Source organism: Paraburkholderia sp. EG286B (assembly GCF_040965655.1).
In the GTDB taxonomy this organism is placed as follows: Bacteria; Pseudomonadota; Gammaproteobacteria; order Burkholderiales; family Burkholderiaceae; genus Paraburkholderia.
Genome location: NZ_JBFRCF010000065.1, coordinates 1 through 11,269 on the forward strand (window position 1 = coordinate 1; position 11,269 = coordinate 11,269).

8 protein-coding genes and 6 pseudogenes are annotated in these 11,269 nt (G+C 56.6%); 5 read left to right on the top strand and 9 right to left on the bottom strand.

Annotated features, from left to right (window positions below; all coding sequences use genetic code 11):
* Window positions 1-916 precede the first annotated feature (916 nt).
* Window positions 917-1,582 (top strand): annotated as a pseudogene (locus tag AB4Y42_RS42930) (IS630 family transposase); the annotation flags it as partial.
* Window positions 1,583-1,587: 5 nt separating this feature from the next.
* On the opposite strand, the pseudogene AB4Y42_RS42935 reads toward AB4Y42_RS42930, so the two are convergent.
* From AB4Y42_RS42935 to AB4Y42_RS42945, 3 genes and pseudogenes are all read right to left on the bottom strand, one after another.
* Window positions 1,588-1,740, bottom strand: a pseudogene (locus AB4Y42_RS42935) (IS6 family transposase); the annotation flags it as partial.
* 231 nt (window positions 1,741-1,971) lie between these two features.
* Entirely contained in the window at window positions 1,972-2,307 is a 336-nt protein-coding gene (locus AB4Y42_RS42940; protein WP_368692137.1) for an H-NS family nucleoid-associated regulatory protein, read from the bottom strand.
* A gap of 320 nt (window positions 2,308-2,627) precedes the next feature.
* Window positions 2,628-2,979 (bottom strand): annotated as a pseudogene (locus AB4Y42_RS42945) (DDE-type integrase/transposase/recombinase); the annotation flags it as partial.
* Window positions 2,980-3,153: 174 nt separating this feature from the next.
* Between AB4Y42_RS42945 and AB4Y42_RS42950 the strand changes: the two are divergent.
* Window positions 3,154-3,357 (top strand): cold-shock protein, encoded by a 204-nt coding sequence (locus AB4Y42_RS42950; protein ID WP_368692138.1) that lies wholly within the window; start codon window positions 3,154-3,156, stop codon window positions 3,355-3,357.
* 71 nt (window positions 3,358-3,428) lie between these two features.
* Window positions 3,429-3,665, top strand: coding sequence for a hypothetical protein (locus tag AB4Y42_RS42955; protein WP_368692206.1), 237 nt, complete (start codon window positions 3,429-3,431; stop codon window positions 3,663-3,665).
* Here the strand turns inward: AB4Y42_RS42955 and AB4Y42_RS42960 are convergent.
* Together AB4Y42_RS42960 and AB4Y42_RS42965 are read right to left on the bottom strand one after the other, a co-directional pair.
* Entirely contained in the window at window positions 3,620-3,883 is a 264-nt protein-coding gene (locus AB4Y42_RS42960; protein ID WP_368692139.1) for a DDE-type integrase/transposase/recombinase, read from the bottom strand. The genes AB4Y42_RS42955 and AB4Y42_RS42960 overlap by 46 nt on opposite strands.
* 348 nt (window positions 3,884-4,231) lie before the next feature.
* Window positions 4,232-4,657: a hypothetical protein gene (locus AB4Y42_RS42965; protein ID WP_368692140.1), complete on the bottom strand. Its 426-nt coding sequence runs from the start codon at window positions 4,655-4,657 to the stop codon at window positions 4,232-4,234.
* A 269-nt stretch (window positions 4,658-4,926) separates the two neighbouring features.
* Here AB4Y42_RS42965 and AB4Y42_RS42970 point away from each other — a divergent pair.
* A pseudogene (locus AB4Y42_RS42970) lies at window positions 4,927-5,601 on the top strand (IS6 family transposase); the annotation flags it as partial.
* 54 nt (window positions 5,602-5,655) lie between these two features.
* Here AB4Y42_RS42970 and AB4Y42_RS42975 read toward each other — a convergent pair.
* From AB4Y42_RS42975 to dmpG, 4 genes and pseudogenes are all read right to left on the bottom strand, one after another.
* A pseudogene (locus AB4Y42_RS42975) lies at window positions 5,656-6,107 on the bottom strand (IS5 family transposase); the annotation flags it as partial.
* Between the two features lie 119 nt (window positions 6,108-6,226).
* Window positions 6,227-7,414: a pyridoxal phosphate-dependent aminotransferase gene (locus AB4Y42_RS42980; RefSeq protein ID WP_368692141.1), complete on the bottom strand. Its 1,188-nt coding sequence runs from the start codon at window positions 7,412-7,414 to the stop codon at window positions 6,227-6,229.
* Window positions 7,415-7,434: 20 nt separating this feature from the next.
* The gene (locus AB4Y42_RS42985) at window positions 7,435-8,313 is read right to left on the bottom strand and encodes an acetaldehyde dehydrogenase (acetylating) (protein WP_368692142.1); all 879 of its coding nucleotides are present in this window, start codon (window positions 8,311-8,313) and stop codon (window positions 7,435-7,437) included.
* Window positions 8,314-8,328: 15 nt separating this feature from the next.
* Window positions 8,329-9,339 (bottom strand): 4-hydroxy-2-oxovalerate aldolase, encoded by a 1,011-nt coding sequence (gene dmpG / locus AB4Y42_RS42990; protein ID WP_368697749.1) that lies wholly within the window; start codon window positions 9,337-9,339, stop codon window positions 8,329-8,331.
* Window positions 9,340-10,032: 693 nt separating this feature from the next.
* On the opposite strand from dmpG, the pseudogene AB4Y42_RS42995 reads away from it, so the two are divergent.
* Window positions 10,033-11,061 (top strand): annotated as a pseudogene (locus tag AB4Y42_RS42995) (IS630 family transposase); the annotation flags it as partial.
* Between the last annotated feature and the right edge of the window lie 208 nt (window positions 11,062-11,269).

Consider the following 11,269-nt stretch of genomic DNA (forward strand, 5'->3'; position numbering starts at 1 on the left):
CCGTGGTGGAAATCGCCGGGTGTCGCCCTCGTGCACACCATGCGGCTCTGGCAGCAATGTTAACCCGCGTCTGATTTTTCACGGCGGGCCAGCCAGCACCTCACGGAAAGTCATACTGCCTAAACCGCTCGCGCGGTAAGGGGCTCCGTCCCGCCTCTGGCGGCGATTGAGAGGTCAGTGGCACGGGTGCTTATGTTGGTGACTGAGGCAACCGACCTTTGCGATCGCGTAACTTTCATGCGATTGGGCCGCGCGCTCCCGCCGTCCGCGATCAGCGACCGTTGGGATGCCCAGACCATGAACCGAAATGAGCCTGGCACTGCTAACGCAGCAAGCCGATCATTGGTGAATACTCCCGTGGACACCGGTCTGGTACCGATGGTTTTCTGGGAGCCCTTCATGAGCCACGGGCGAACGCCAGAACACCGGCCTTCGCCTTGATCCCGATGGATGAGTGGTGGAGACTAGTTCTGCAACCAAGCGACCGAAAAACCGGATGCATGCTCATGCGCGTCGACGTCGTGGGGGGGCTGAAACTGTTTCAGCTAAGCAGGGTAGCAAAACCTGAGAGAGGAGTATTTATCTCTTGATCCACGCCTTTCAATGGATGACACTTTTTATGACGCAACGGTGTCAGAGTTATTGCGGTCTACGTCAGCGGTTTAGTACATGAGGCACTCTCTTCCCTTCCTGATTACGTGGGGTGACATGATTGGGCGATCAGCGACCGTTCGAAGATTGCAGTTTGCAGTTCGCAAAGCGGACGTACTCGTCCCGACACCCGACATAGTTTCGTGACGCTACAGACTATTCAGGAAGCTCAGGAGCTCGCCGGTCGGCCAGTAGCGTCCTAGTTTGCAGCGTGGCGGAGATGCCTTCTGAAGGGCTTGCTACCTCATCGCAAGCATCGCTTCGAGATATTCGGCCACATCGTCTCGATACCCACATGGTGTCCAACGATCCCCACTTTGAGGCGAAGGCCGCCGATGTGATCGGGCTGTACCTCAATCCGCCGTTGCATGCGGTGGTGTTCTGCGTGGACGAGAAGACAGCCATCCAGGCGCTGGATCGCAAGGACCGGATGTTGCCGCTCTCGCCCGGGCGCGCCGAGAGCCATGGCTTCGAATACAAACGTAACGGCACGCTGAGCCTGTTCGCCGCATTGAATGTCGCCACCGGTGAAGTGCTGGGCAAAACCGCGCCACGCCATACCAGCGCCCAGTTTGTTGCGTTCCTTACCGAGGTGATGTCGGCACAGCCGCGCGGAAAAGAGATTCATGTAATTTGCGACAACGTGAGCAGCCACAAAACCGACGCCGTTCAAACATTTCTGGCTGACGATCCGAAGGTCTCGATACATTACACCCCCACGTATTCGTCATGGCTGAATCAGGTCGAGAACTGGTTTGCCCGGATCCAGCGCGACGTCATTGCGCGTGGCGTATTCACCAGCACCAAAGATCTCGACAAAAAGCTCATGCGTTACATCCGTCAATACAACAAACAGGCACTTCCATTGAAATGGAAGTACTCCGATCCATCGCGGCGAATCCGGTGCAATTCATCCGGTTCAATGGACTAGCAGCAGATCGTCCAGTACGTGACCACGACACCACGTTCGAGCAGCAACGCCTCGACGTCGCGCAGGCTCAGGCTGAACCGGAAATACCAGCGAACCGCGCAGTTGACTACGATGGCAGGGAAGCGATGACCATGATAAAGCGGTTTTGTCTTCTTCATTACGTCACTCTATCGCCACCATTTCACTAATCTGATAGAGCCCGGCGCAGCCCTTGATGGTCGTAGTTAGCTATCGTCGCATGACAGGACGGCAAATCAGGGGAAACGGCCACAGGCACAAACCGAAACCGAGATGAACCCCGCGCGGCGAGCGCCTACGTGCGGCCGCTCGGCCGCACCTGGCCAAAGACTCGGAACGAGGCTCGATGCGTAGCGCAGCCTTAGAGAGAGCTAACCAGCGCGAACGGCCCGCAGCGTGCCGGCTGGTGCATAGTTGTTCTCGATGAGGAACAGACTGCGATCCTTGCCAGAGATCCAGGCCGGTTCACGGCCCCGGCCGCTCCACTCAAGACCAGTGGCCGGGTCTCGGTACTTCGCGACAACCGGCTTCACGTGGTACGTGCCACGTCGATATCGCCGGAGCTCGTTCGAAGTAATATCCCACTCGGTCATCTTCTCACGAATCTCCCGCAAAACGTTCTGCCGTTCGTCCTGCCTCGCACTCTCGATGCGCCGGTTCAACTTTTGCAGCTCGGCGATGAGGTGCTTGTACGTATCGCCTTTCACCTAATTCTGTCCTCCGTGCTAGTTGATGCGATCAGTTCGAGCCGGCCGCATTCGGTGCAGTCGGCTTCCACGTCTGGAAAGCCTTGTCAGGCTTTGTCAAGTTAAGCGATGGAGTTTGCCAACCCCATTAAAGGAGACATCCTTTTCAGATAACCAGGTATTGGCAGTCCAGCGCGTTCAACGCCACGCTCCTGATTCCCTTACCACGTTGCGCATCTTGCTCGGACAATGGCTCTCTTCCTGTGCAATAGAGCGTGCGACGGTACTGTCAAGTTAGCGGGCGTGGATTACCTTTATCGAAGAACGCATAGTATCCTTACCGGGTTTGAACGCAGCACCTTCCGGAAGCAACGCTTTGCTGCGGCCTTATCGCGCCGCTTTTGCGCCAGCACGTCGAGTTCAGCGCCATGCTCGTCGACCGCTCGCGACAACAGATACCGCTCGCCGCGCAGCATCACGAACATCTCGTCCAGATGCGATGTGCTGCCCGGCTTGGGCCGCGCCGCTTTGGCGCGCTGGGCGAATCGAGTGCCAAAAGCTTCTCGCACCAGCAGCGGATCGTCTCGTACGTGACCACAACACGATGATCGAGCAGCAACTCCTCGACGCCGCGCAGCTGATGACGATAGCAGGAAAGTGATGACCATGATAAAGCGATTTTGTCTTCTTCATTACCTCATTCTACCGTCCCAATTCAATAAACTGAGAGCCTCATCAACCGCTGGCAGTACACCGTCGATGCATTAGCATGGGGAGTTTTGATAATGATCAATTCACAAATCGTCCTGCACTGTTAATCTTCCAACGAAGATACGTATTTCCGGACAATGGGATCGGGGAAGAAAGATGGCAACAGGTACAGTAAAGTGGTTTAACGAGTCAAAGGGCTTTGGGTTTATCACACCAGATGATGGAAGCACTGACGTGTTTGCGCACTTCTCTGAAATCCGTGTGGAGGGCTTCAAGACCTTGCGGGAGAACGTGCGAGTGAGATTCGACGTAAAAGATGGTCCTAAGGGCAAGCTTGCGACAAGCATCGAACTACTTTGACTGCTCTGGTGAAAATAGGCGGTCTGCACGAGATTTTTCTTTTATAGAAGATACCTCATCAAGCAGACACGATGGCCTCCCAGACTACGGGCGCGGTGGCATATATGATGTCCCAGCTCAATACCAGAGAGAGTGATCGTTGCGTTCCTGAAACGCTTGAAGCCGATCCGGGACTTGCCGTTGCAGTGGTTCTGCTCAATCAAATTATTGAGATATTTCGACGATCGGACCTTCGTGTCCTCAGACAGCAAGCCATCGGCCTTCATCTCGCGCACTGCACCGTAATGGTCTTCGGTGGCTGGCCCTGATGTCTGATTGCCTTCCTGAAAAAGGCTTTTACCGCCTTCACGTCGCGCTGGGCACTGAGCATGAAGTCCACCGTCTGGCCCACCCGATCCACCGCCCGATAAAGATAGACCCCCTTGCCGCACAGCTTGAGATACGTCTCGTCAAGACGCCAGGACTGGCCGATGGGCCTGCCAAAACGATTCCACCGTTTGACGAACTCCGGTGCAACGCACCGCACCCAGCGCAGGATCGTCGTGCGGGCCCAGCGACAGACCCCGTTCCGCCATCATTCGGCCAGATCGCGCAAACTAAGCTTGTAGCGCAGGTACCAGCAACTGATCACATCGCGGTCGAAGTGACGGCGTGCAAACAGTTCGTCCAAGCTCTTCAGCGTGCACATCACCAGCTCTCAATTCGCTCAGCCCGACACCTTAACCGATTCGGCGCGCTATTTGAACCGGAGCCTTGAATGTATTTGACCTCAACGGGACGGCTCATTCGTTCTTGCTCGGGCTGAGCGGGCAGTGGATTGGTTGCATGCCCCGGGGAAACTCGAAGAAGCCCCCCGGGGAACTCATCACCGCCACTACGTGCCTGCACTGCAGCAATAGGCGAGCAGAAAGGTAGGAGTCCCGGGCGTCTCTGCCACGATCGTGCGGATCTCCCTGTTGAGCTTAGCCATTGCAGCGGACACATAGTCGGGAGCCGGCAGCTTGTTCGTATTGAAGTCGTGGACTGCCACAACAATGGCCTTGTTGTCTGCCGTCACGGGGTGGGCGAGAGCCCGATCTTCTTCCACAAACCTTTGCTCGCGTGTCGCGACAGCACCGACTTGTCCCACGCAATAGCCGTGGGTGCCCGACATCACATGAATCGTATGGCCGTCGCCCTCTAGCCCTGCAGCGATCTTCTCAAGAGCCACTGCGACGTCCCTTACGCTACATTTCCCATGGAACCCCCAAATCTGCACAGTACCAAGGTTGTCGTCGGTAATTTTTTCGAGTTCTGCCATATCCGTTTCCGAAGGAATTATAGGAAGCGCGTCGTGATGCACGGCTAAGAAGCTGTCCAACCATCCTTGAGAAGAGTCCGCTTGGCTACCGCGCGCCGCAAGCGCGAGGTAGAAGTTTGCCGCGAGGACAGGGAAGAAACAAGACAATTAACATCAAGATAATTGATATGAAGTTCAGTCCGCGCGAACTGTGGCGCAGCAGTTATTTTCATGCGGGACAGTGCAAACATTTCCACTGGCCGCCCTTGACCTTGATGGGCTGGGGTTGCTGGTACCTGCGCTACAAGCTAGGATCTGGCCAAATGATGGCGGAACGCGGTCTGTCGCTGGCCCGCACGACGATCCTGCGCTGGGTGCGGCGCGTTGCACCGGAGTTCGTCAAACGGTGGAATCGTTTTGGCAGGCCCATCGGCCAGTCCTGGCGTCTTGACGAGACTTATCTCAAGCTGTGCGGCAAGGGGTCTATTCTTTATCGGGCGGTGGATCGGGTGGGCCAGACGGTGGACTTCATGCTCAGTGCCAAGCGCGACGTGAAGACGGTAAAAGCCTTTTTCAGGAAGGCAATCAGACATCGCGTTGTGGCTGGGACATGAATCGGTAGAAACAACGCAGATCGGCGCCAGCCGCCGGAGGCCATCACGCTCGACGGCTATGCCGCCTCGCACCGCGTGGTGCGCGAAATGAAGACCGGTGGTCTGCTGCCTGAAGACACGAAGGTCCGGTCCTCAAAATATCTGAACAACGTGATCGAGCAAGACCATCGCCACATCAAGTCCAGAACGAACGTGATCCTTGGGTTCAAGCGATTCGGGAGCGCCGCGACCACGATTTCAGGAATCGAGTTGACGCATCGCATTCGCAAGGAGCAGCTCGATCTCGCGAAGCTCGGCCTCAAGGAGGCCGCTGCGCCAGCCGTATGGAATGCGGACCTGTTTGATCGATAAGCTTTCCTACCTATATAGATTTTCTCGACCCGCTTACCTATTTGCACCAGAACCCCGGTTGGCGCCCGTGACTGTGATGGCCAGCGGAATGCCGCGCATCTACGACGATGTGCCGTTTCGAGCCGAGCTTGCCCCGGTCTGTCGGGTTGGGGTCGGTTTCCTGGCCCCCCGGGGGCTGGCAACACTGGCGGCATCAAGACTCGCCCGATCCCAATCAATCTGGTCGTGCTCACGCAACCGGCGAAGCATCGCCAGATGCAATTGCTCCCAAACACCTGCGGCCTGCCAGTCTCGTAGTCGTGGCCAGTACGTCATGCCGCTACCGAAACCCAGTTCCTTCGGCAGGTATTCCCCGGAATGCCAGTCTGCAGGACGTACAGGATGCCATTCAAGGCTGCTCGGTCATCTACCGTTCGGCGTCGGCCGCCTTTGGGCGATGGTGCGAACACTGGAATCAGTGGCTCCAATGCCGCCCATAACTCGTTACTGATTTTGCGTCTGGACATGCTGCCAGGATATGGCCTTCATGGCCTCATGTCCAGGTTGTGTTAGCCACACTCAGTCTGAAAATACGGTGTGCTCCCTACCGGTATGTGCGAATTGCCTCGCTCCACGACGACGTCAGTCATGAGATGGACGACAGAAATTCACGTAAGCGCAATGCACCGGACTGAACCTGCCCTGTGTCGCCAGAATAGGTCAGACGCACATGTCCGGGTGCCCCGAAAAAACTGCCGGGAATGAGAGCGACACCGTGGCTCTCCAGCAAGACGGAGCAGAACACTTCGTCGTCGGTGATTAATTTCCCTTGACTGCGCTTGCCTATGGTTTGGCTGATATCCAGAAACAGGTAGAAGGCGCCGGACGGTACGCTGTAGCTGATATGAGGGGCGGCTTCAAGGTGCGCAAGTAATAGCTGCCTGCGCGTGAACAGTCGATCCCTCACAGCGAAGGAAAAAGACTGATCGCCGCTGAATGCTGCGGCCGCGGCCGCTGCTGTAACGGACGGCAGGTTTGAAATGGAATTGGAGTTGAGCGTGGTGACCGCAGCAGCAATCCTTTCGTTGGCTGCCATCATGCCAACCCGCCATCCCGGCATTCCATAGAGCTTCGATGCGCTGTCAACCTTGATGATACGCTCCGCCAGATCTGGAGCGACAGAAAAAAGGTCGGGACAACGGTCCATCTCGAAGACGAAGCGCTGATAGACATCGTCTGAGATGATCCAGATATCCCGTTTGCGCATGACTTGCGCCAGCGATGTGAGTTCTTCGGTGGTATAGACTGCGCCAGTCGGGTTGCCCGGTGAATTCAGGATGACGGCACGGACCTCGTCGGTGAGTGCGCCTTCAAGAGCCTCGGGCGACATCTTGTAACCCGTTGCGGCGCAGCAAGGTATCCGGGTGACATCGGCACCGACAAGGGCCGCGATGTCGAAATACGTTGGCCAGCAAGGTGTTGGCACAACGACCTTGTCGCCCGGGCGGATGATTGCCCTCAGGGCGCTGAAGAGCAGGTGCTTCGCACCGAGACCTGCAACCAGATTGTTCGCCGAATAGCAGCTGATTCCTGATCGGCGCAGGTAACCCAGATAGGCGGTCAGAAGTGCCTCATCTCCTCGGCTGGACCCGTAAGCACCGTTATCTTCGCAAGCGGCAGTAACTGCGGCTTGCACGATATGGGGCGCGGGAAGAAATCCGGGGAGTCCGACACCGAGATCAATGACAGGGCCCTGAACTTTTCTGACGTTTTGAGCTACGCCGAGGATAGGGCAGAACCGGGCAAATTCGAGGTCAGGGGCAAGCGTAGGCATGGATATGTCTTCTCGCTGTTTCAGGCCACAAGTTCGGCCACGCAACTGCGCGCCCTGAGCGCCGCCATATACGTCGCGCTGGCCGTAATAATGTCGAGATTGCCTGCACTTGGATCGAGATAGTGACCTGCGCCTTCGACGCGAACCATCGTGAACAGACGGTTGCCGCTGTAGTGAAGACCGACGACCACCTCATAACCCGGCACGGCAGACTGCACCTGTCTGACGGCAAGGTCGACTTCGCGTTGTGTTGCCGCAAGATCGACTTCGTCAATCAGTGCCGATACCGCAGTCTGCATGTAGACGTTCGGCTTGGCAGGGTTGATGTTCAGGATTGCCTTGACGTCCTCGCACTGGGTGAATTGCTTTAACGCATTCTCGGTCGTCGTGATATAGTTGCTCAGATTGCGACGCGTTGCAGGACCCGCACTCTCAGCACTGATCGAAGATACGACCTCGATGTAGCGGACATCCGGGTTGGCACGAGCAATAGCCGCTGCGATCGGGATTGATGCCTGACCACCGCATGTAATCATGTTGATATTGCTTGCGTCGACCAGCTCCATGCCATTGAGCGACGGAACACACAGCTCACCCATAGGCGTCGGGGTGAGGTTGATGATCGCCTTCCCTGCTTCGATCAGGCAGGGGGCGTGTCCTTCGTGCGCCGATGCTGAAGTGGCATCAAAAACGAGATCAAACTGATCGATGCACTCCATGAGCCCGTCGATGCCGCGGGGCGTCGTTTCAACGCCGCGCTCGCGTGCGAACGTCAGACCGGACGACTCCTTTGAGCGTCCGGCGAATATTGCACAATCGAGGCCTGGTTCTGCGAGAACCTTGCAGAGTATGTCGCAGCCGATATTGCCGCTGCCGATAATGGCGGTTTTCAGTCCCATCTTTGATCTCCAGGGTCAAACGGTGGCGTCGGATTGAGACAGGCGACTGGCGACCGAAATAATCAGATCCTCCTGGCCCGCCACTGCGTTGCAACGCGCGAGTTCTTCATAGATCTTTCGTGGTTCGACGCGGAATTCGGATGCAGCGCGTGTGACGTGTTTTTCGAATCCACCACAGACACCGTAAAGACCGCTGATCAGATTCGACGTTTTTACTATTGTTGGCGTCTTCACCGGTGCGATGTCCGAGAGGCTTTCGACCGCGCGGCACAACTCAAAAACGTTAACGCCGGTTTCGAACCTGTAGCGCTCCAGTACTGCGCACAGCACCTCCAGCTGGGTATTGCCGGCGCCGGCACCGAAGCCACGCATACATCCGTCGATGACGGTAGCGCCAGCTTTGGCGGCGGCCAGGGAATTGGCAATGGCCAGGCCGAGATTGTTGTGAGCGTGAAAACCTACGGGAATGCTAATCTCTTTGACCAGCAGGCTCAATTTCTCGTGGGTGCTGTCTGGATCGTAATGGCCTGCTGAATCCATCAGGACGATGGCATTTGCGCCATAGGCCTGCAGCTTCGAGGCTTCGATGAGCAACCTCTCAGCGCTTGCCATGTGAGTCATCATCAGGACGCCCTGCACAAATGCGTTCCTCGCTCTTGCATGTTCGATATAGCTTTCAGTCAGGCTGGCTTCGGTGCAATGCGCTGCGATACGGAGCACTTCAACCCCGATGCGCAGTGCCGTATCGATGTCGCTTAACCGGGAAAATCCGGGAATCATATGAATTCCGAGTTTCGAACGTGTCAGGTTTGCTCGAGCGGTTTCAAGCATTTCGGTATCCCGGTGTCGCGCGATACCAAGCTGAAGGGAAGACGCGCCTAGACCATTACCATGACCGACCTCAATAACGTCGATACCGCAGCCGTCAACTGCTCGGCAGTATCTGGAAATTTCCTCAAGGGACAATGAGTGGGAGACGGCGTGATTCCCGTCGCGCAGCGTGGGGTCGTAGATTGAAATGGTCATTTGTGTAGACACTCCCTGTACAGGATCGAAGGGTATTGATGGTCAGGTTCGCGCTTTTCCAGGAACAACCGTTTTGGCAGGAGAGAGCAGAAAAAGTCAGCTGTATCTTTGATATGTGCATTTGCTTTTTTTTTGAATTTTTTGGGAAGCGTATCGGTGCAACTTAGTCTTTACTGTGTGACGCCCGAGACGTCATACGGCGTGATCGCGAGATCGCTTCATATTTCCAGAGCACAGATCGTGCCGACTTAGATTAGTCGGCTCAAGGCTCAAGGAGCCATCAGGCAACGTGCGACGCTGTCAGGCGGATTGGTATCCGACGTAGGTTGTTGTGCGGACCGCCGACGTGCGACAGTCGTCGTTTCGTTTGTAAGCATTCGGTCAATACGTGACAATTGACATGGGCTGAGGGACCGTCTATTTGCACCAGAGCCCTTGTAAGAGATCGCGACGGAGAATGGCGTGATTCTGCGGCCGGCAGTGTACTTGACTAGACGTGCAAAAGTGGGCTTCTCACCATGCGCCCTGAACAATTCGTCTCGCGAGCGCGGCCGTCATGCGGCGAAGACTACCGGTGCTGCGGGTTGACATACCGAAGGCAGCGGGGTGGGGACGAGGTCGTTGTGTATTCGGTAGTGGTGCAATTTGGATGCGCTGGTCTGTTACGCTCGGGATTTTGACGAGCACGACAAGAGCCCGGCGATCCTGTGCTACCACGGGCACATCCTGATGGAGAATCGCTCGGGGCTGGTGGTCGGCGCCGTGGTCAGTCACGCAGATGGTTTCTGCCGAGCGGGCCAGTGCGTTGCAGTTGCTCGATTGCGTGCCAAGTGCTCACGCAAAGACAGTTGGCGCCGACAAGGCGTATGACACCCGCGACTTCGTGAATGATTGCCGCGCTCGCAAGGTGACACCGCATGTTGCGCGCAACGATGAACGTTGGGGCGGCAGCGCAATCGACGGCACGCGGGCTACCGGATCAGCCAGATCATCCGCAAGCGAATCGAGGAGCATTTCGGCTGGGGTAAAACAGTCGGTCGGATCCGGCAGACGGTCTATCGTGGCATTCGGCGCGTCGACCAGCACTTCAAGCTGACGATGGTTGCGAGCAATCTGACCCGCATGGCCCGAATGCCAGAGGACATTCGGCCACATCGTCTGGATACGCACATGGTGTCGAACGATCCTGACTTTGAGACCAAGGCCGCCGATGTGATCGGGCTGTACCTCAATCCGCCGTTGCACGCGGTGGTGTTCTGCGTGGACGAGAAGACGGCCATCCAGGCGCTCGATCGCAAGGACCGGATGTTGCCGCTCTCGCCCGGGCGCGCTGAGAGTCATGGCTTCGAATACAAACGCAATGGAACCCTGAGCCTGTTCGCCGCATTGAATGTCGCAACTGGCGAAGTGCTGGGCAAAACCGCGCCACGCCATACCAGCGCCCAGTTTGTTGCGTTCCTTACCGAGGTGATGTCGGCACAGCCGCGCGGAAAAGAGATTCATGTAATTTGCGACAACGTGAGCAGCCACAAAACCGACGCCGTTCAAACATTTCTGGCTGACGATCCGAAGGTCTCGATACATTACACCCCCACGTATTCGTCATGGCTGAATCAGGTCGAGAACTGGTTTGCCCGGATCCAGCGCGACGTCATTGCGCGTGGCGTATTCACCAGCACCAAAGATCTCGACAAAAAGCTCATGCGTTACATCCGTCAATAGTAAGCACCCGGTGAAGTCATCTTGATTGCGGAAGGCTCGAAGGCGAGGATCGTGTCCATCTAAATTTTTAATGGACAGATTTACATGATGGACGAGATCGAGGTGACGCAGGAGGTCGTGCAACCGACACGACGTCGGCGGCATAGCAAGGAGTTCAAGGCGCAAGTCATCCGGGCGGCGATGCAGCCCAACGTATCGATCGCGGCGG

What these genes read in the sequence shown, in the direction of transcription:
- AB4Y42_RS42950 (WP_368692138.1), top strand. Translation starts at nt 3,154, where the DNA reads ATGGCAACAGGTACAGTAAAGTGGTTTAACGAGTCAAAGGGCTTTGGG.
- AB4Y42_RS42965 (WP_368692140.1), bottom strand. Translation starts at nt 4,657, where the DNA reads ATGGCAGAACTCGAAAAAATTACCGACGACAACCTTGGTACTGTGCAG.
- dmpG (WP_368697749.1), bottom strand. Translation starts at nt 9,339, where the DNA reads ATGACCATTTCAATCTACGACCCCACGCTGCGCGACGGGAATCACGCC.
- AB4Y42_RS42980 (WP_368692141.1), bottom strand. Translation starts at nt 7,414, where the DNA reads ATGCCTACGCTTGCCCCTGACCTCGAATTTGCCCGGTTCTGCCCTATC.
- AB4Y42_RS42985 (WP_368692142.1), bottom strand. Translation starts at nt 8,313, where the DNA reads ATGGGACTGAAAACCGCCATTATCGGCAGCGGCAATATCGGCTGCGAC.
- AB4Y42_RS42955 (WP_368692206.1), top strand. Translation starts at nt 3,429, where the DNA reads ATGGCCTCCCAGACTACGGGCGCGGTGGCATATATGATGTCCCAGCTC.